The organism is Paenibacillus pabuli NBRC 13638 (assembly GCF_001514495.1).
Classification (GTDB): Bacteria; Bacillota; Bacilli; order Paenibacillales; family Paenibacillaceae; genus Paenibacillus; species Paenibacillus pabuli.
This window is the reverse complement of record NZ_BCNM01000005.1, coordinates 194,854-215,408: the sequence shown is the minus strand read 5'-3', so window position 1 is coordinate 215,408 and position 20,555 is coordinate 194,854. Positions and strand designations below refer to the sequence as shown.

The window sequence follows — 20,555 nt, the reverse complement described above, 5'->3', positions numbered from 1 at the left end:
TGAAAATTAGAAGCGTGGAAGAGGGTAATGTCGTACGGGACTCTTCCCCCCGCTTAACATCATGTATAATGGATAAGAACAGGGGAAGCTATAGAGACAGGAGGCATAAGCATGGACGGTAGAGACTGGGGTACATTTTTACTTCCTTATGAACAAGCGGTAGAGGAATTGAAAGTCAAGTTTAAAACGATGCGGGCGGAGCTTAAGAAAAGGGAAGAATACGCCCCAATCGAGTTCGTTACCGGTCGTGTCAAAAAAATATCCAGTATTTTGGAGAAATCCAGACGCCTGAATGTGCCGCTTGATCAGGTAGAAACTGGTATTGAGGATATTGCAGGTATCCGCATTATGTGCCAGTTTGTGGATGATATTCGTCGGGTAGCCGAGTATATACGCGGTCGCAAGGATTTGACGGTTTTAATTGAGAAGGATTATATCACCAACTTCAAAGAGAGCGGCTATCGCAGTTTCCATATGATTATTGAGTATCCTGTTCAGACTGCTCTTGGACAGAAGAACGTGCTGGCCGAGATTCAGATTCGAACGCTGGCGATGAACTTCTGGGCCACGATTGAGCACTCCCTGAGTTACAAGTTCCGGGAGAGTCTGCCGGATGACATGCGGGCAAGGCTGAAAAAGACAGCAGAGGCTGCTTTTGTACTGGATAATGAAATGTCGGCCATCCGTTTGCAAATTCTGGAGGCACAGAAGGCATTCGAGGATGATTCCAACATTGTGTCAAGAACACTGAACATCATACATCAGTTGTATTTCTATCATCTCGTGAACGAAGCGATTGAAGCACAGAAACGTTTCAATGATTGCTGGGAGCGTCATGATATGGAAGGTTTGAAAGACCTCTTGGATGATGTGAAGGCACTTCTGAATGCAGCCAGAAAGGGCGAAAACCCGGATGAGCAGCTATGAGCCGCTGTATGTTGACTATCTGATATACTTCAATCGGGATCAGGACTATTTTGAGTGCCATGAGGTATTGGAAGAACTGTGGCTTGAACGGGATCGGGATTCGATGTACAAAGGGTTGTTACAGATCGCAGTGGGGCTGTACCATTTCAGAAATACTAATCTTCGCGGAGCACGCATGATGTTACAGAGTTCGGTAGATCTGTTAAAGTCATATCCGAAAACTTCGCGGGGTATTGCCCTTGGGCCGTTGGTGCAGGAAGTGCAGGAGCTAGTTCGTGGACTTTCTGGTCCTGAGCCGCAGCAATTTCCATACAGAGACCTGTACATTCAGATTCAGGATGAGGTACTGGTCCGGGAGGTTCGAGAACGGGCACTTGAACTGAAGCCTAATATTCCTCAACGCCGAAGTCCTACACGTGGACGAATCTATGAAGAGAAGATGAAAGCAATGCAGCAGGAACAGAACGTGCAGAGCGAGTAAGCTTGTAATAGAAAAAGACATCATTCATCTCATCATTAACATATGGTTAGACAGATGATCTATAAAAAACACCCCGACAGTTCCTCTAGAGGAATTGGCCGGGGTGTTTGATATTAAGGACATCATTAAAGTATGGAATGATTCCAGAGCTTGTCCATACAAAGGAAAATATGATCCGAAACGGTCCATCACAACCCGCGAAGGATTATACGATTAGCTTGCCGATGGAGTGGCACTGCCTTTGTATTTCTCGAAAAATTGCTTGTAGTCATCCAGCGTATAACCGTTATCACTGCCATTTTCCTGCAGCCCGCCAACCATACGGTCCTTCTCAACGCCTTCCTGATAATATACCAGAGTTGGTGTGTATTCAATGTTGTAATCGCTCCAACCGGAATCGAATTCGCGCAGATTGAACTGAGGCAGTTGAATCCCTTCCTCGTCCACCAGCGGCATCAGCTGAGGTGTTGTTGCACGGCAGTGTGAACAGTCGGAGGCAAAGAAATATACAAAGAAGCTGTCTTTGTTATCGATTTTGGCTTTCAGATCAGCCGGCAAAATAATTTGTTGGTAGTTCGGATCGTTCAGCAGTTCGCGTGTTGCGGGATTAAGCTTGGAGGCAGCGATACCATAAGCGTTCCCCACGGCGTCCATTTGTTTCTTGGATTGCTGATTTACCAGAACAAGTGCTGCAATTAATACAACAAAAATACCCAGGAAAATAAGGATCGCAGCACTTTTCTTTTTCTTCTTGGATTTCATTAAGACATCCCCCATCGATCATATTGAATATAGTTTGGCAAAATCACAGGATGGGATAATATGCATAAACACCCGGATTTTTGCACATTCATCAATCTACTTGCCATTATACTACATTACACGCTGTAGTGGAATATGTATGAAGCAATAGGAAAGCAAAGCCTGGATATGATAACATAGAGCGGTATGAAATTTTAACAAGACAGGATGAGTGGGACTATGGCTGTACAGCTGCCTTCGATATTTGAGGAGCGCATGAAAAATTTGTTAGGTATAGAATTTGAATCATTTATGAATTCGTATACGCAATCCCCGCATGCAGGACTGAGAGTGAACACGTTAAAAATATCAATGGAACAGTTCAATGAGATTGCTCCGTATGATTTAAGACCTATTCCGTGGTGTGAGACAGGGTTTTATGTTCCTCACGATGTTAAACCAGGGTTGCATCCCTATTATCATGCAGGTTTGTATTATATCCAGGAACCAAGTGCGATGGCTCCGGTTGAACTATTGCAGGTGCAACCTGGAGATCAAGTGCTGGATCTGTGTGCTGCACCCGGAGGCAAAACCACCCAGATTGCTGCCAAGCTGCAAGGCAAGGGTGTACTTGTTACGAATGATATCCATGCGGAACGTACGAAAGCCCTCGCCAAAAACGTGGAATTGTATGGGGTACGCAATGCTGTTGTATTGAATGAATCACCGGAACGGATTGCAAGTGCATTTCCTCATTATTTTGATAAAGTGTTAATCGACGCGCCTTGCTCAGGCGAGGGCATGTTCCGCAAAGATGAGGACATGGTGAAATCATGGGAGCATCATTCAGTGGAAAAATGCGTGCTCATGCAGCGGGATATTCTGGAGACTGCTGCGAGGTTACTTGCACCTGGTGGAACGATCGTCTATTCCACATGTACGTTTGCGCCTGAGGAAAATGAAGGCATGATTGCAGAGTTCCTCAATATGAATCGAGATTTTGCTGTAACAGATATTCCCAAAAAGGCAGGATTCGCCTCCGGTCGCCCCGATTGGGTTCATCAGATGATGCCAGAGAAGGCAGTGGCGATGGAAGCGGTGCTGGATCAGACGAAGGGTACCGCCAGATTGTGGCCTCACCTTTTGGAAGGAGAGGGGCATTATGTCGCTGTTCTACAGCATCGTCCAGGACAAGGATTAGAAACAGATCAACCGGGAGTAGTTAAAGAAGGAGCAATGGAGTGCGGACAGTTCATGGAAGTGTCCGAGATTGATGCAGATGGGAACAAGGATCACTCTATTGCTGCTTCTTCAATTGCTATGACCAAGGCTGATCGTAAAAAGGAACGTTTCCTGCGAATGGAATCCAGAGAGAGTAATGACAGACGTGACAGACGTGCTCATGGAAATAAGGATACGAGCATAGCAGGCAGAAAAGGCAAAGAAGCGGGTGGACGCAAGGTTGAACGGGGGCGGGGGCGAGGTAACGATTCAACCAGTATGGACCCGGTAGCGATCTACAGTCAGTTTGTCAATGAATGCCTGGAGCTGGAGTTGGAAGGAGAAACGGTATGTTACGGGGATCGTATATATCAGTCATCTGTGGGTGCTGCGCGGCTGGAGGGGCTGAAGGTTATTCGTCCAGGCTGGTTTATGGGCACAGTCAAGAATGGCCGATTTGTTCCCTCCCACCCGTTGGCGTGTGCTTTGCAGGTACGGGAAGCACGTCGAAGTGTGAACCTGTCATCAGCTGATGGGGAAGCTGTGAGATACCTGAAGGGAGAGACGTTGAATATTAAAGAAGAACGAGTGATGCTCGAAGAAGGGTCGGCTGCCAAAGGCTACACCCTGGTATGTGTGGATGGTTTCGCTGCTGGCTGGGGGAAATGGCTGGATGGTGTATTGAAGAATGAATATCCGGCAGGATGGAGGTGGACATCGGTATGAGTGGAAAAGGCAAGTCAACACTCCGTCTGGATAAAATATTGAGCCATATGGGTGTGGGATCACGAAGTGAACTCAAAAAGATGGTAAAGCAGGGCAGAATTTATGTGGATGGGAAGCCGGTAAAAGATAGCGGCGTGCAGGTTAATCCAGATGTAAACGTAATTGAAGCGGACGGAGAGCGGATTGTATATCGGGAGATGATCTACCTGATGCTGCACAAACCACCGGGCGTGGTGTCCGCAACCGAAGATAACCGGGATAAAACGGTGCTGGATCTGCTGCGCAGAGAGGATCGTGTCTTCAATCCGTTCCCTGTGGGACGATTGGATAAGGATACAGAGGGCTTACTCATCCTAACCAATGATGGCCCGCTTGCCCACGATCTGTTATCTCCGCGTAAACATGTGCCCAAGACGTATGAAGCCCGTGTGCTGGGGAACGTGAATGAGGAAGATATTGAACGGTTCAAAGCCGGCATTCAGCTGGACGATGGATATGAGACGTTGCCTGCGGAGTTGACAGTGCTTCATCGTGAGGAAACAGAAGATGGCGTGTTCTCTTCCATCTCATTGATTATTCATGAGGGTAAGTTTCATCAGGTGAAAAGAATGTTCCAGGCTGTAGGGAAACGTGTGGTTTATTTGAAACGTGTAGCCATGGGTGACCTGGAGCTGGATGCCAATCTGCAAATTGGCAGTTATCGCGAACTAACCGCAGACGAGTTAGATCGTCTGCGAAAATAACAGCTCCCGCTCTTAGCGAAGCGGAGCAGGGAGCTCGGGCAGGGGGCAAAGCCCTGCCCACGACGCCAGAGGCGCAAGAGCTCCCGTCCTGCCCGAAAAGGTTCCGCTTGAGCTTGGGCGGGTCTGCCGCTGTCAAGCGGCAGACCCGGCGACCAGGCGCTCCCACACCGACCGTCACATAGCAAGATCCCACCAGCCGCCGGTTAACGAGACGGGAGTCCAGAGGGCAGAGCCCTCTGGGGCCCTCCCTCGGAAGGGAGGGTTTGGGTGGGTGCGACTCTTTTACAGATAAGGAATGAAGACAATGACAATTAAATTAATCGCACTGGATGTAGATGGAACGCTGCTCAATGATCATCATGAACTCACCGAATTGACACAAGAGACCTTAATACGTGCTTCACGGCAGGGAGCGGAGATTGTCCTGTGTTCAGGCAGAGGTCCGGCGAACACGATCCCGTTTATGGAGAAGATGGGACTGGACGGATATGTCATTACACATAATGGAGCAGTAACTGCTAAGGTCCAGACTCGTGAAGTTGTGCACCATTTTGCCATGGATGGACAAGGACTTGAGCCCTTCATCTCGTACTGCCGCACGCAGGGCGTGCATTTCGATATTAATACGGCTTTTGGACTTTATGTGGATCAGCCGGAAGGCTTGGAACTCCAGGTGAGAGAGATGTACCAGAACTTTATGGCAGAGCCGCTGAAGCTGCCACAATGGGCGGACATGACAGAGCCGCTTGCCAAATTCACGGCATTTGGACCCATTGAGCAGATGAATGCGGTGCAACAGGAGTGGTCAACTTGGAACCTGCCTTATTATATGACACGCAGCGGTGACTTTTTTATTGATCTGATGCACCCCGAGGCTTCCAAAGGTGCAGCACTAAAAAGACTGGCTGAGGCAAAGGGGATCCTTCCCTCCGAAATTATGGCAGTGGGTAATTACTACAATGACATCACGATGTTAACTTTTGCGGGTAAAGGGATCGCCATGGACAATTCTCCGGAGGAAGTCAAAGCCGCTGCAGATGAAGTTACGCTTTCGAACAATGACCAGGGTGTGGCGCATGCGATTCAAAAATATGTGTTATCCGTCTAATGATCGCATTCTTGAATCTGAAAAAAATGGTGTACCTTATAAACTATCGCTCTCAAGGGTAACCTAACAGAATAACGTTAGGAACTGAGGGGGAAAGGTACATGGAACTGAAAATAGAGCTGATTCCCGATCTTCGTACTTTAGGTGGCGAAGTGCAGGATATTATGGTGGATGGTCAATATGCGGGTTCGCTCCTGCTTGTGTTCAGGGAAGGGGATCGGATGTCCGGCAGCCTTCAGATGGAACAGGATTGGTTACCTGAAGAGACTGAGCATGTGATTGTGGAGAAGGTACACGACTATATTCGTACACTCGCGGATGCGGTAAGTGCTGCAGAATATGAGGTGCTCGTAAGCTGCGGTACATTATATTCTGTATTACAGAAGCCAGACTCCCACACAGATGGGCTAAATGAATCATCGCATTCTGAGGACATGTATAACACCGACCGACAGAATGATGGGTCTGATCCAAGTGAAGTACGCGAATTTTCCGGCTCACCAGCCGAATCATTTACATATGAAGACCCGGAACATATGTTGGAGATGGAGATGGTAAGTGCCGGACGCAGCATATCCACCTATCTATTTAATGACGCTAGTGGACAAGAACTCGCCGAAGCATCTTTAAAACAATATGGTGCCGATGTGCAGGGCGAGATACACTGGTATGATGAACCTTCGGAGAGTTATCAGGATGCAGCAGCAGAATTGCTGATACGAGAACTGGATGAAGAAATTATCGATACGATTACGATTCGCATGTGGCATCACGGGTATGAGCTCGACTCTGTAGAATGGGTGCACCGGGATTTTGCAGATGAGTATGAGATGCAGGAGGAAGAAGATCTCGATGAGTTTGAAGCTGCTGAAGAAGCCTGTTATGTGATGTTAGTACGCAAAGATCGGGAGTTTCGGGTATATGAACTGTTTCTTCAAGAACGCGGAGGGTTACCTGTCGGTACGGCAACGATTGACACCTCCCATGCAGATTTGACAGGCTATATGGATTATCAGGTTCCTGGTACAAGTGCCCAGCGGAAGAGTCTGGTTGAAGTTCTGATGCGGGAGCTTGACAAAGAGCTTGAATTTGATACTTTACATCTTACGATGTTATACCGAAATGAAATTATTGATGAAGCCAAGATTGATGGGTAAGAGGCAGCAGCCTCTTGCCTTTTTTGTTTGCATTTTGACGAAAAAGTCATTTCCCGGTATAGTACCATTAGTTTAAGAGTGACTTGGAAGTGGAGGAGAATCATGAAGCATTCATTCAGGATCGATACAGATTACATTAATGATGAATTTAAAGCATTACAGGCTCAGCCGGAAGACACGGAGGATGTAAAATCTCTGCTTATGGAAACCGCTGAATGGCTGCGGAGTCAAGGGTCTTCCCAATGGAACGCGTTGTTAAAAGGGGAGGATTCCCATAATACGGAAGAGGCAATTCTGCGGGGAGACGTATTTGTATTTAAGAAGGGTTCTGACATCGCTGGCATGGTCATTTTGATGAGTAAGCCCAGCGCGTGGGATGTACATCTGTGGGGAAGCAAAGCGCATACAGGGGATGGTGCACTTTATTTGCACCGATTAGCGATTCGCAGGAAGTATGCTCAAGGTGGATTGGGGCGTGCGATATTGCAATGGTCCAGCAGCGGCATTCATTTCGAGGATAAACACGTTGTACGATTGGATTGTGGAGCAACCAATGCAACATTGAATGCCTTTTATGCCCGCAATGGCTACACCTTCGTCGCAGAGGTAGGCGGATTCAGTACATATGAAAAAGCAGTCACTGCCGGTTAACTGATTAATGATCATTCCTTCTTCTTAGCCGAGCTTCTTCCGAATATGCTGTATATACGACTCAAGGATTGCAGGCTGAGTACTTCCATCTCTGAGCGGTGTAATGTCCAAGCTCCCATACAAAAGGGAGCCGGGAAATGATCAGGCGGATGGGTGCCCTGCAACGAATTATAGATGTTCAAGCCTCCATATGTCATAATATATAGGAGAGACTTATCATCATTGAAATGACTGAAAGACTTATGCTAGAAAGGGGGAAACTAACGGTGAGATTGCTGCAGGCGCTTTTCTTTCCTCCGGAGCAGCCCGGAGGTGTATCCTCTATGATCCCTTATATGCAAGAGAGGTTTACAACCCCAAGATGGGAAATGGACCTGTTCTCGTTGCCTAAGCGAATTCGCAATAAGGGCAGAGAAGATATCCAGTTTGAGACGTTCGACTGGACGCTGTATCAGGACAGTCCTGTCGTGCAAAAATATATGCAAACCTATCGGGATTATTTGTGGTGGACCAAGCTTCGTATCCAGAAGCCTTACGATCTGATTCATGCCCATCACCCTATTGCAGGGCTTGCGATGAAGAACGTTTTCCCGGATGTTCCCCTCATTCAAACGATCCACTCCAGTTATGAGCGAGAGTTGATTCTGAATGGAAGGATTGACCCGGACGGACCGGAGCATCAATTCCTCCTGGCCATCTATGGTGAACTTGAGCACCAGGCAGAGCGGCTGTTAACCGTGTCGGATTCCTTCCGTCGTTATTTGACACCTTATGTGAAGCACCCCGATATCATTGGTGTGATCCCTAATGGATTTGATGAGAAGCGGTTTAAACCGATACCCCATGACAATGCCATTCCACAGCTCGTCACCGTATGTCGGCTGGTTCCGGCGAAAGGGCTGGATATTCTATTCAAAGCCTGCGCCGAGCTTAAATCCCGGGGACATGATTACGTACTTCATATTATCGGAGATGGACCGATACGTCCGGATTTGGAAGAGTTGGCCCAGCGGCTGGGTATTTATAATGAGACTATCTTTTACGGTTACACGCTTCACCCAGAGGAATTCATGCCTTTCTTTGATATCTTCGTACTTCCTTCGCGGGCAGAGGCGTTTGGGTCCGTTTTCGCTGAAGCAGCTCTTAGCTGTCTCGCTCTTGTAGGCACAGATGTTGGCGGTATCCCTGAGCAGATCGAGAATGGCAGTAACGGCTTGCTGGTTCCCTCAGAGGACCCGTCTGCACTGGCAGAAGCGCTGGAGAAGGTTATGCTGGACCCGGCATACCGCTATGAGCTGGCCCGTTCGGCATGTGAGAAAGCCAAGACTCATTATTCTTTGGGCAGATCGGTCAATGAGCTGAAAAAAATATATTTGCAATTTCCGAGCCAGGGTTAAGTGCTGGGGTGGAAAAAGAAAGAAGCCGCTGTGCGAACAGCGGCTATTGTTATGTTCAGGAAAATTTTCATCCGTATCATTCGAATGTGTGATTACAGATTTTTATTGCGTCCGCGAAAGCTCCCCCATCGATCCATTATTAATTTTGCACCCCAGATTAGTGCCAAACTTCCGAAAATGGGGTAAAGGATAGAGAGCAGGGAACTGAAACCAAACTGGCTGAGCGAATAACATAACAGCATGATGGCCAGAATGATTATTTTGGGATGTACTTGGAGATGCTGTCTGAGTTGGAGGGTCATTCCATAAATGTCGGCTACAAACGTACTGAAGATTTCCATGAAAATGAGGGATACATACACAGATTGGACTGCCCATCCAAGCTGAAAGGCAATACTGCCCATTGGGATCTCAAACTGTGTGATACCAGGCATCTGTGCCGACATGGCGAAGTGGGCGGCCATAAGCATGAATCCCACCCCAATCCCGCCCAGAACGCCGCCCCACTTCAGTACCTTTCGGCTGCGAATCTGATTGCCTACCGGAACGAGTACTGCCTGGGCAAGTGCGAGGTTGAATGAACTATATAACAGGGGAGATAACCAGACCTGGATTGGATGGCTGTCAGTGGTTAATGTAATAAACCGGTCTGCGCCGGGATGATGTATGGTGCTTGTAATCATAAGCAGGGAGAGCAGCAGCATCATCGGTACCACGATACTGTTCATTTGCAGAATGGCCTGAATCCCCCGTCCAAGCAGCAGATATGAACCGACAAGCGTTACAATCAGACCCGTCTGGTAATGCAGCCCCAGATGTTCTACAAAGACCGAACCGGCTCCAGCCAGCATGACACTGTTTACTCCAATGAGAATCATGAGGGTAACCCATGTAATCCATTTACCTGCTTTCTGACCGAACAAATGCTTGTTGAGATCTTCATAAGAACGTGAGCCTGTATCGTGAGCAATCAGCATCATTTTTGTACCTAACCAGACAAAGAGCATGGTGGATAAGCCGATGGTAATGGTGGCCCATTTGCCATACTGGGTAAAAAACTGCAATATCTCCTGACCTGTAGCGAAGCCGGCTCCTACGACCGTTCCAATGTATGTAAATGCGATCTGCAGCACCCGAATTGCCTGTTTCATGCGTTTCCCCTCTCAGGCCCCTGAATAGTTTGGACATGCGGGTGCCATGGTACAAGGTATGCTTGACCCGTCAAAGTCATGACAAACGATGTGTATCTTTGGGGTCATTTGCATGATTCGGACAAGGGTATAGTCAATTTCGCTTGAACTGATAGCCAGATATATGATACTTTTACGTCATAGGATAGGCTTGGGAGGTCAAATTATGGAAGTATTGAAACAACGAATTTTACAAGAAGGTGTAGTCATCTCGGATCAGGTGCTTAAGCTGGATGGTCTGCTAAATCACCAGATTGATCCTGGATTGACGATGGAGATGGGGCGTGAGTTTGCCGCTCGATTCCGTGAAAGTGGTGTAACCCGGGTAATTACAGTCGAGTCTTCCGGGATACCGGTTGCGTTTGCCGCCGCGTATGAGCTGGGTGTTCCGCTGGTATTTGCCCGTCGCAAAAAAACACTTTTGGCTGACCCCGACGCCTACTGTGAAAGAGTACCTTCATTTACCAAAGGAATCGTAACGGATATCATGGTGTCCCGCGAATACATTCATGAGAATGACCGTATTTTGTTTATTGACGATATCATTGCCAATGGAGATGCCGCTCGTGGTGTCATCAAAATTATTGAACGTTCGGGTGCGGAACTGGTTGGATTCGGTGTCGTGGTCGAGAAATGTTTTCAGGCCGGAGCACGTACCATTCGAGAGCAGGGCATCCCGGTTGAAGCGTTGGTACGCATTCGTTCACTGAATGACGGTACGGTTCAATTTGACGATAATGAAATGTGACATTTTAAAGGAATAGGGCCTAATTTTTGAACAATGCCTTTGCATGACCGCCGATTTCATTTATAATGGGGTTATGTTAGGGAGAGGAGGCAACACCATGGGGAACCAACCGGCAACAGAACAATTCTTTATTGATAAGCTGGCGGAATCGAAAGTTCATTTTGAACGTGCCCTGGATTGTAAACATACGGAATTCGATGACCTTTATCCCTATATGATTGAACATCCTCAATTTTTCTGGTACAAACGCTACGTTGCCTGGTCAGAATTGCTGACGATTGTAGGCTTGTGCGAAGAGTTGTCCTTCTCTTGGAAAGAACAATTTACACCGCATCAAGTGGAGTACCTTGAAGAACGTGTGATGTCCGCCAAAGTGCTTGATTTTTGGTTCGAGAAGAACGACAGCAAAGAGCACGCGCAGCGGTAACTTTCAGTCGGGACATACTTTCGAATGACATGACAGTCCAATACAGTCACGTGAGACCTAAATGACTTTTCATTTAGGTCTCTTTTTGTAAATAATTTTTTTGGAAAGTAGGCGCCGGGAATATGATCAGTGATGCAGAATTGGATGCACTGCGTTTATCGGGTGAAAAAGTAAGAGTGGTACGAGATGAGATTCAGTCGAATGATGTAACAGGCATCGTAGTAGCCTGGGACGGGGAGCAGGTACTCATTCGTCGTCAAAATCGTCGTGTGGTCAAACTCGACCGGAATTATCGGTATCAATTGTTCAGCGAACCACGCAAGAGTCTGCTCGAAGAATAGGACATGCCTTTTTAGGTTCATTTACCATGGATGATTTGGCATAATTGCACCTCTCGGGAGAGAAGATAGGTACAGTGAGAGCTTGTAACATATCAGCCGAGAGGATGTGCGGTAACCTTGACACTAATGAATGATAAGGTTCATGCCTATAAGGATCAGATTGGAGAATTAAGTGACGTGCTGCCGGCTGTGGTGAAGTCTTATCATGAGTTCACTGGAGAATGCTTTCAGGCAGGAGCGATAGATGCCAAGACCAAACAGCTAATTGCACTGGGCATCGGATTGTTCGCTAACAATGAGGTATGTACGTTTTACCATGTGGAAGAAGCCCGTGCCAAAGGAGCAACCGATCAGGAGATTATGGAGACGGTTGCGGTAGCTGGGGCCGTAGGCGGCGGCCATGCGTTGTCTCAGGGCGCAATGAGAGTACAGAAGGCTTTACATTAAGTATAGAAGTCTACAGCACACCCGATTTGTAAACAAAAGCCCCAAAACAAAGAGGAGGTCCCGGATTCACCCGGAGCCTCCTCTTTGCGCTATATCAATCAAACTTATATTTTGCCAAGCATCTTATTATACATAAACTGGCCTGTTACCCGGCGTGCGGTTACATAACGATCGCTGAAGTAAGGGTTGGATAGTTTGGTGATGCTGACGCCCTTGCTGCTTGAAGCGTGAGCGAACTGTCCGCCACCGATATATACACCCGTATGTGAAATGCCATTGCCCATCGTATTAAAGAACACCAGGTCACCTGTACGCAGATTGGCTTTGGATATCGGCGTTCCGGCCTTGGCCTGCTGCTGGGAAGTGCGCGGCAATTCAATGCTATATTTGTTGAAAATATATCTCATAAATCCAGAGCAATCAAATCCGGCCATTGTCGTGCCGCCCCATTTGTAAGGTATGCCAGTCATGTTGTTAACGACGGTGTTAATACTGCTTGCCTCTGTGCTTGCTGCACCGGATGTAAATAGAACTGCTGCTCCAAAAATGGAGATAATAAGTTTTTTCAAAATCAATGTTCTCCCTTCGATGCCTACGGAGTTAGCTAAGGGTTCGGTAGAAGGTTCCCTATATTTCCTATGTATAAGAATAATTCACCCAAAATGGTTCCCCCGTTTTCAAACATGAAACTCGGCAAATGAATAATTAAGTTTTTGTAACCTTTTGAAACTATATTGCATAAATGCGAAAATGTCAAACCTGTTTTAATCACTTCTTAGCACCTCAATGTTAACGGAATTCCAGCTTTCCATGTAGAAAAAACTCGGAAGTGCGTATCTAATCGATGACAAAAAAGTAACAACTGTTTCATATGGATAGAAATTGGACAATGAATTGCTTTTTCGCATCGTTTTGAATGAAGATAATAGGAAAATTCTTTCGGATCTTATCATCAATTATGATCATAGAAGGGAAGATATATTTTGGGGTTGACACTAATTACCTGTACGTGATATATTATTTCTTGTCGCCGCGATATTAAATCTCGGGGATATGAAATAAGCGGTCGTGGCGGAATTGGCAGACGCGCACGGTTCAGGTCCGTGTGGGCTAACCCCCGTGGAGGTTCGAGTCCTCTCGACCGCATTATATGTAATACGTTAAAGGTTCCTCGAAGGGCATTGATGCCACTCGAGGAACTTTTTTTTATTTGTTTACGAATTTTAATAAGTGTTCGTCCTGAGGGGTTCATCTCATTTTTTCCACTTGAAAAGAGAAGAAGATTCCTTTGTTTATTTATCCAGTAATGGAAATATGTTTGTTCTGCGACAATTTGCCCCTTCAATTCAGGTTAATTGTACGTAAAATACCGAATTGTACCTATTTTGTGAATCAGGCATCCACTATTCTTTTCTCGTATGGAAGCGCTATCAACCATGATTTGAATGACCACATTCAGAGGGGGTAGGGATAATTTGAAACGAATCGGAAAAAGGATGGCAATGTATTTTATGGTATTCATGATTGCGGCAGTGCAGTTTGGGATTATGGGAATGACAGGCAATGTAGCACAAGCAGCGGATAAAAATTTGGCTCAAAAGCCGTATATGGGTTGGAGCAGTTACAGCATGCAGGTGTATGACGGGGCGGGTAACTGGACTTCGGCGGAGAGCATTAAGAAGCAATCGGATGCCATGCGCGAGAAGCTGCAAGCCCATGGATATGAATACATTAATATCGATGCTGGCTGGAACGGTGATGAAGATGAATACGGCCGTCCTATTCCAAGTACTGTTCTTTATCCGAACGGATTTCAAGAGGTCATCGATTATGTCCATAATAACGGGCAGAAGATCGGGATCTATCTGATTCCGGGATTATCCATCACCGCCTATAACAAAAATCTTGAGGTGTATGGGACGGGGGGAGCATGTCGTATGCAGGATATTGCGGTAAAGCCGCTCGTTGTTATGGATGCTTGGGATTCGTACACGTACAAAATCGATTTTACGAACCCATGCGCGCAGAAGTACATTGACTCCATCGCGGACCTTCTGGGCGAGTGGGGCATCAACTTTGTCAAATTCGACAGTGTGACTCCAGGATCGGGAATCAATAACCTGAGCCGGGATGCACGCGGTGATGTGGAGGCATGGTCCAAAGCCCTGGATAGAAATAACATCTGGTTTGAGCTTTCCTGGGCGCTTGACCACAATTACGTGGACTTCTGGAAAAAGTATGCAAACGGCTGGAGAATCGACTGGGATGTTGAAGCCTACGACAGCACTAAGGGCTTAACGGAGTGGTCGAGTATTTCACGTCTATTCCCCATCGCGGCCATCTGGTGGCGGGATGCAGGTCCAGGGGGCTGGAACGATTTTGATTCTCTGAATGTCGGGAATGGCTCAATGGATGGTCTGACCAAGGACGAGCGAAGGACTGCTACCACGTTCTGGGCGATCTCCTCAGCCCCGCTATATACAGGTAATGATCTGACCAGGCTGGACAGTTTTGGACTGGAGCTGCTCACGAATGATGAAGTCATTGCGGTCAATCAGGCCGGACGTCCAGCCCATCCGGTATCCATGGACACCAAACAGCAGGTATGGTATGCGAATAACGGAGATGGTACGTACAACGTAGCTCTGTTCAATCTGGGCAATCGGAGTGCCGAGGTCAAAGTGAAATGGAGTGATATTGGTCTTGAAGGTCCCGCTTCGGTCCGTGATCTCTGGAGCCATTCCGAGCTGGGGAATTATAATCAGGAATTTAGTGGCGGCCTGCTGGAACCACATGCTTCCCGAATGCTTAAGGTAACTGCACTGAGCGGCACATCGGCCGTTAATGATGATGATACCGGTATGCGCTATAGTGGGGATTGGAAGCGTAACGGAGGTAAAGAGCAAATCGATGGCAGACAGGATCTGAGCATCGCCATTACGGATTCCTCGACCCCTGGTCCAGCGAATATACAGGAAGAGTCTGACCTGGACGTTGGATCTGACCCAACCGCGAATGCAGAAAATGCAGTAAATGATGCTTCCGTGAATGCTGCTGCTGTTACCGATGTGGTTTACATTAATGATGATGACAGCCATATTCAATACACGGGTTCATGGAGTTCAAACACCGGCAGAAGTTTCGGGGATTACAACGAAGATGTGCATTTTACTGAAACTGACGGCGATTCTTTTGAATATACCTTTACCGGAATAGGCATTGACCTGCTGACGGAAAAGGATCATGGGCTCGGAGACATGATTGTCACGCTTGACAATGAGGCGCCTGAAACGGTAAACGCTTATACCAGTGGTGAACGAGAAGTGCAACAGGCGCTGTATAGTGCTGCTGGATTGACTAACGGTCCGCATACCTTGAAGGTAGTCAAACAATCGGGCCAGTATATGCTGCTGGATGCGCTTAGAGTAACAACGGAAATTCCTACAGGAGGGCAGAACAGCACCGTTAGTCCGGCCTCTGCTGATTTTGACAAGGCAGCAGAGCAACAGAAGGACATTGCTGTCACGCTGTCATTGAACGGAAACACATTAACTGGCATTGAAAATGACGGTATAATGCTCAGTGAAGACGACTACACGGTGGTCGATGACAAACTGATCATTAAGAAAGAATATCTCACCCAACTGCATGTAGGAACAACAGACTTCGTTGTCAATTTCAGTGCTGGTGATCCGCAAACTCTTACTGTTCGAGTTAGCGATACAACGGGCATTCGTTACGTCCTGATCAATAACGACGATCCGGCAATAAAATACAATGGCTCATGGTCCCGCAGTACCGGTAGAGGCATGGGCGACTATAAGGATGATGTACAGTATACCGAGACGAATGGTGATTCTTTTGAATATACCTTCAGAGGAACAGGGATTCAGTTGTTCACGGAGGTAGACCAGTCACAGGGAGATATGGATATCTATGTGGATGGTCAATTCAAGGAAACGGTCAGTGCGTATCGCAACGGAAGATTGGCACAGCAGAACCTATACAGCATATCGGGCCTGCCTGATGGGCAGCACACGCTGAAGGCCGTCAAGAAAACGGGTAGATTCATGCTGCTTGATATGCTCAAGGTTGAACTCCCGAATATGATTAATCCGGTGAATGCGAGCTTTGATAAATTAGCTTCTGCTCAGGCTGACATTGATGTAGCGCTGCTGATCCAGGCGGGAAGCTTCAAGGGCATTACCAACGGCGCCAATGAACTGGTTCGGGGGATTGATTATACGGTTAATGGCGACAGCGTTACACTGAGCAAAACGTATCTTGCTGCACAGCCCGTGGGAACGTTGAATCTCAGTTTTGCCTTCGGCGGTGATTACCTCAATGATGTACATTCTACGACGGTGGATGGGGACTTCTTCGAATACACCTTCAAGGGCACTGGAATAAGCTTGATTACACCTACTGGACCGGATCAGGGAGAAGTGGATATTTATGTCGATGGACAACTGAAGCAAACCGTGAACGCATATAGTCCGAGTCGGCAAATGATGCAGGAGATTTACAGCGTCTCAGGACTGACGAAAGGCCAGCATACATTCAAAGCTGTGAAGAAATCCGGTGATCTTATGCTGACTGATCAGCTGAAATTTACTGTCCCTACTGGAAACGTTGAACCAACGAATCCTTCGAATCCAGGTACGCCATCCAATCCAGGCGGACCATCCAATCCAGGCGGACCATCCAATCCAGGCGGACCATCGGCACCAGTCGTCCAGCCTACAGACATTTCTGTCCCGTCACGAACTCCAGAATCTGGCACACCAGATGGGGGACAAGGAACGGATAATGATCAGGATACTCCGTATAAAGCGTATATTCAAGGGTATCCGGGCGGCTTGTTCAAGCCGCATAACAAGCTCACTCGTGCAGAAATGGCAACCATTCTCGCAATGATCTCTGAGAAAGACGCTACGGGACCAATGGATGAGTTCAGTGATGTTCAGTCCGGATATTGGGGCGCTGATGCCATTGCCAAGGTAAGCAAGATGGGACTGATGAATGGGTACAAGGATGGTACGTTTAAGCCAAATCAGCCATTGACTCGTGCGGAGATGGCCAGTCTTGTGGCCCTTCTCGGTTCGGCTTCCGAGACTTCAGGCGATGGATTCTCTGATATCGGCAGCCACTGGGCCAAAGAAGCTATATTGAAAGCGCAAAGCGCAGGCATCCTGAAAGGCTATAGTGATGGAACTTTTCGACCGAATGCCTTACTGACAAGAGCAGAAGCCGTTGTAGCTATCAACAGAGCTTTGGGCAGAGCACCGCTTACGAACGTTTCACAACCGCAGTGGAAGGATGTTCCTTCCACACACTGGGCCTTTGGCGATGTTGAAGCAGCATCGACCGATCAGGTTGTAAAAGCCCGGACTGAGGGGGAAGAACCAAAGAAGAAATGATGTGAAACAGGATTAGGGGCCATCTTGGCCCCTTTTTTCTGAATGATAAGGAAGGATGGAAATAGAAGCTTGTGGCACAGAAAAACGGGCTATTGGAGTCGTTCATCTTCTCAAATAGAGAACTTCGGAAATGTTAAAAAAAGCAATGATAATCTTTTTTATCGTTGCCTTTTATTCATTCCCGAATGATATACGATTGAAGAATGAGATAAAACAATTGACTAAGCCGAAAAATATTATTATCTTTGATAACGCTACCAATACCTCAAGGAGGGGGAGGAGGGTTACCCATTAAATATTCCAGTGTTTTTCGTAAATTTTTAATCTCCTACGTGATCATTTTGGTGATACCCAGCATTGGCGGTTACATGTCTTATCTGACGTCCATCTCCGTAACACAATCCATCTCCATTGAGAACAGCGTTACCCAGCTGCAGAAAAGTCAGGAAATATTGGAGCGCCGCATGGCGGAAGTGGAAGGTTTCACCCGGCAGCTTGCAGTCAATCAGGAATTGAACGTTCTGATGAATGAAAGGGACAACGAAACCAACGTATATGGGATATGGAGAACGATGGAGAATGTGTTGACCTTTGGACAGACCAATGATTTTCTGCAAAATTATTATATTTATCTTGCGAATTACAATCTAATTTTGACCCCGGGCTCTTCTTACAGACCGAATCACTATTACGATAATTTCCGTTATAACGATCTTTCGTTGGAAGAATGGATGAAGGATGTGTTGGGGAAGACCCACCGGAGTGAGATTAAACCGCTCAGCTCCTATATCAGCAGGGGAAAGCAGACTACCGTAATCACATATATGCAGTCATTGCCTCTGGACAGCTTCAATGATTCTTCACCAGCTGTCGCCGTTGTCATCATTGACGAGAAAATGATTCTTAGTCTGCTGTCCAGCCTGAATGACCGATACGGTGGCTGGGTTCATATCAGCGATGCGGAGGGCAATACCATTGCGCTGCAAGGGAGCTCCGAGCCCGAGATGGTAAAAATGGCCTCTGACTCTCAGTTTGACCCAAGTAGAGTCAGCCAGTTCTATGGGGATGATCTTGTGATCACGACGAGGTCCGATAAGAACGGATGGGTATACCAAGCGGGTATTCCTCGTCATGTCCTGATGGAGAATGCAAACAGGATCAAGGGGATGACGATGTTGATTACGGGCGGCACACTGCTCATCGGATTGATTGTTGGGCTTGTGCTGGCCTATCGCAACAGTGTGCCAATCAATCGACTGTTAAGTGTAATGAAAGAGCAGTTTGGGAAGGATGAATCGACCCCCAAAAATGAATTTGATTTTTTGAGTGGAAATATCGCCGATATGCTTACCAAGAACAAGCTGCTCGAATCCGAATTGAATCGCCAGCTCCCATTGGTCAGGGATGCTTTCCTGAAGCGGTTGATCTCCGGCGAATTCAAATCACGGGATGAGATTCTTTCCGCCGCCGAACAGGCAGATATTCGTTTGTATCAAGGCACGGGATATGCAGGAATTGTCCAGATTAAGGGTTATGCCAGTATGGACAGCGTTGAGATCCTGAATGAACTGAATGCCTCCCGACTGCTGTTGAAGCAGGCTGTGGCTGAACTGGGTGTAGATGTCCTGATGACGGATATGGGCTCGGATAAAGTGGTCATCCTGTTCTTTTCCAAGGAAACCGACTCCGAAATGGATCGTGAAAAGGAAGATATCACGCATATCATGGAGAATCTGACACAGTATGTGTTCAATGAATACAGGATCACCATCCAGTCAGGATTCGGAAATTTCTTTACATCGTTGACAGAAATCAGCCTTTCCTTTGATCAGGCCAATCAGGCGCTGGAGTATGCAGTCTATATGAACAAAAAAGGCATGATGTGGAACAACGAAGCCCAAACCGAAAATACAACGTATTATTACCCGCTGGATTCGGAGCAGCGACTGATTGGCACAATCCGGGCAGGAGAACTTGAAGAGGCCAAACGGATTGTCGATGCAATCATGGTGCAGAACATGGAACAGCGGGAACTGTCCATGGAAATGAAGCATCAACTTGTTGGAGAAATGAAGGGGACTTTTCTCAAGCTGCTGGACCAAAAGGCGTTTACGGAATATGCTTCCATCGAGAATGTGAAACGGCGAGTCATTGATATTGGTTCTTCGGAGCCGCTCGAAACGATAAAAGCCGAGTTTTATGAGATCATGGAAGAGCTGTGCTCCGTTATTGCAAACAAGAAGAAGGATGCCCATATTCAAATCATCAAACAGATTAAGGAATATACTGCAAAAATGTATTCAGATACAGAGCTGACTCTGTATCGGGTGGCAGAGCATGTTGAGCGGCCAGAAAAATACATTTCTCAATTATTCAAAGAGTTTACGGGTGTTAATTTCTCCGATCACCTGATCAAAGTCCGAATGGACCAGGCTGTGATTTTGTTAAAAGAGAGCAATTATACGGTGGACGAGATTGCGTCACGGGTAGGTTATAATAGTTCTCACTCCTTCAGGAGGGCTTTCAAACGATTGAATGGCGTTTCACCCAGTGTGTATAGACAATCGGTTGACGATTAATGAAAGGAAGACCTTTAGGCTGTGTTGTCCGTGTTCCGGACAATGCGGTCTTTTTTTTGCAAATACGCCCTCGTAATGGAAAAATGGCTGTCGTACTGCAGATGTGTGCCCCCAAAAACAGGATAACTGTACGTTTAACGGCGCAGGTGTACCTGTATATGGGACATCCAAATCGATTAAGATCAGAGTCAAGAAAGCGCTATCATAATTTCGTTCCACACACAGCTGGTAAGGGGGGATTGTTCTGGAGA

The 20,555-nt window shown here is 47.0% G+C and carries 17 protein-coding genes, 1 tRNA gene and 1 riboswitch; of the genes, 15 read left to right on the top strand and 3 right to left on the bottom strand.

The window, feature by feature from the left end; genetic code table 11:
- Positions 1 to 111: 111 nt before the first annotated feature.
- Together yjbM and PPA03S_RS09365 are read left to right on the top strand one after the other, a co-directional pair.
- On the top strand, positions 112 to 927 hold the full coding sequence (yjbM, locus tag PPA03S_RS09370; RefSeq protein WP_053783647.1) for a GTP diphosphokinase: 816 nt from the start codon (positions 112 to 114) through the stop codon (positions 925 to 927).
- Positions 914 to 1,408, top strand: coding sequence for a DUF309 domain-containing protein (locus tag PPA03S_RS09365; RefSeq protein WP_062322096.1), 495 nt, complete (start codon positions 914 to 916; stop codon positions 1,406 to 1,408). The genes yjbM and PPA03S_RS09365 overlap by 14 nt, the downstream gene beginning before the upstream one ends.
- Before the next feature lie 213 nt (positions 1,409 to 1,621).
- On the opposite strand, the gene PPA03S_RS09360 is transcribed toward PPA03S_RS09365, so the two are convergent.
- Positions 1,622 to 2,170 (bottom strand): thioredoxin family protein, encoded by a 549-nt coding sequence (locus PPA03S_RS09360; protein ID WP_062322094.1) that lies wholly within the window; start codon positions 2,168 to 2,170, stop codon positions 1,622 to 1,624.
- A gap of 219 nt (positions 2,171 to 2,389) precedes the next feature.
- Here PPA03S_RS09360 and PPA03S_RS09355 point away from each other — a divergent pair, with 219 nt between their 5' ends.
- The 6 genes from PPA03S_RS09355 to PPA03S_RS09330 all read left to right on the top strand — a co-directional run bounded on the left by PPA03S_RS09355 (position 2,390) and on the right by PPA03S_RS09330 (position 9,152).
- Positions 2,390 to 4,096, top strand: a complete 1,707-nt coding sequence (locus tag PPA03S_RS09355) for an RsmB/NOP family class I SAM-dependent RNA methyltransferase (protein ID WP_062322092.1) — start codon at positions 2,390 to 2,392, stop codon at positions 4,094 to 4,096.
- Complete coding sequence (locus tag PPA03S_RS09350) at positions 4,093 to 4,839, top strand: pseudouridine synthase (RefSeq protein ID WP_062322090.1); 747 nt, start codon at positions 4,093 to 4,095, stop codon at positions 4,837 to 4,839. The genes PPA03S_RS09355 and PPA03S_RS09350 overlap by 4 nt, the downstream gene beginning before the upstream one ends.
- Before the next feature lie 304 nt (positions 4,840 to 5,143).
- A complete protein-coding gene (locus PPA03S_RS09345; RefSeq protein WP_062322089.1) occupies positions 5,144 to 5,947 on the top strand; it encodes a Cof-type HAD-IIB family hydrolase in 804 nt (267 codons plus the stop codon).
- A 101-nt stretch (positions 5,948 to 6,048) separates the two neighbouring features.
- Positions 6,049 to 7,104 (top strand): hypothetical protein, encoded by a 1,056-nt coding sequence (locus tag PPA03S_RS09340; RefSeq protein WP_062322087.1) that lies wholly within the window; start codon positions 6,049 to 6,051, stop codon positions 7,102 to 7,104.
- A 102-nt stretch (positions 7,105 to 7,206) separates the two neighbouring features.
- Positions 7,207 to 7,755, top strand: coding sequence for a GNAT family N-acetyltransferase (locus PPA03S_RS09335; RefSeq protein ID WP_062322085.1), 549 nt, complete (start codon positions 7,207 to 7,209; stop codon positions 7,753 to 7,755).
- 266 nt (positions 7,756 to 8,021) lie between these two features.
- Positions 8,022 to 9,152 carry a glycosyltransferase family 4 protein gene (locus PPA03S_RS09330; RefSeq protein ID WP_062322082.1) on the top strand — a complete coding sequence of 377 codons (1,131 nt, stop codon included), beginning with the start codon at positions 8,022 to 8,024 and terminating at the stop codon, positions 9,150 to 9,152.
- 92 nt (positions 9,153 to 9,244) lie between these two features.
- Here PPA03S_RS09330 and PPA03S_RS09325 read toward each other — a convergent pair whose 3' ends face one another.
- A complete protein-coding gene (locus PPA03S_RS09325) occupies positions 9,245 to 10,303 on the bottom strand; it encodes a YkvI family membrane protein (RefSeq protein WP_062322080.1) in 1,059 nt (352 codons plus the stop codon).
- Between the two features lie 205 nt (positions 10,304 to 10,508).
- Between PPA03S_RS09325 and PPA03S_RS09320 the strand changes: the two genes are divergently transcribed.
- From PPA03S_RS09320 to PPA03S_RS09305, 4 genes are all read left to right on the top strand, one after another.
- A complete protein-coding gene (locus PPA03S_RS09320; protein ID WP_062322078.1) occupies positions 10,509 to 11,090 on the top strand; it encodes a xanthine phosphoribosyltransferase in 582 nt (193 codons plus the stop codon).
- Positions 11,091 to 11,187: 97 nt separating this feature from the next.
- Positions 11,188 to 11,517: a hypothetical protein gene (locus tag PPA03S_RS09315; RefSeq protein WP_024629266.1), complete on the top strand. Its 330-nt coding sequence runs from the start codon at positions 11,188 to 11,190 to the stop codon at positions 11,515 to 11,517.
- A 122-nt stretch (positions 11,518 to 11,639) separates the two neighbouring features.
- Positions 11,640 to 11,858: a hypothetical protein gene (locus PPA03S_RS09310; protein ID WP_062322076.1), complete on the top strand. Its 219-nt coding sequence runs from the start codon at positions 11,640 to 11,642 to the stop codon at positions 11,856 to 11,858.
- Positions 11,859 to 11,975: 117 nt separating this feature from the next.
- Entirely contained in the window at positions 11,976 to 12,305 is a 330-nt protein-coding gene (locus tag PPA03S_RS09305; protein WP_062322073.1) for a carboxymuconolactone decarboxylase family protein, read from the top strand.
- A 104-nt stretch (positions 12,306 to 12,409) separates the two neighbouring features.
- Here PPA03S_RS09305 and PPA03S_RS09300 read toward each other — a convergent pair whose 3' ends face one another.
- Complete coding sequence (locus PPA03S_RS09300; protein ID WP_062322071.1) at positions 12,410 to 12,874, bottom strand: C40 family peptidase; 465 nt, start codon at positions 12,872 to 12,874, stop codon at positions 12,410 to 12,412.
- Positions 12,875 to 12,879: 5 nt separating this feature from the next.
- A riboswitch (cyclic di-AMP (ydaO/yuaA leader) is annotated at positions 12,880 to 13,011 on the bottom strand.
- Between the two features lie 356 nt (positions 13,012 to 13,367).
- Here PPA03S_RS09300 and PPA03S_RS09295 point away from each other — a divergent pair.
- The 3 genes from PPA03S_RS09295 (at position 13,368) to PPA03S_RS09285 (ending at position 20,304) form a co-directional block, all read left to right on the top strand.
- Positions 13,368 to 13,451, top strand: a tRNA-Leu gene (locus tag PPA03S_RS09295).
- A 350-nt stretch (positions 13,452 to 13,801) separates the two neighbouring features.
- Positions 13,802 to 17,725 (top strand): X2-like carbohydrate binding domain-containing protein, encoded by a 3,924-nt coding sequence (locus PPA03S_RS09290; protein ID WP_245683558.1) that lies wholly within the window; start codon positions 13,802 to 13,804, stop codon positions 17,723 to 17,725.
- 368 nt (positions 17,726 to 18,093) lie between these two features.
- On the top strand, positions 18,094 to 20,304 hold the full coding sequence (locus PPA03S_RS09285) for a helix-turn-helix domain-containing protein (RefSeq protein WP_082704065.1): 2,211 nt from the start codon (positions 18,094 to 18,096) through the stop codon (positions 20,302 to 20,304).
- Positions 20,305 to 20,555 lie beyond the last annotated feature (251 nt).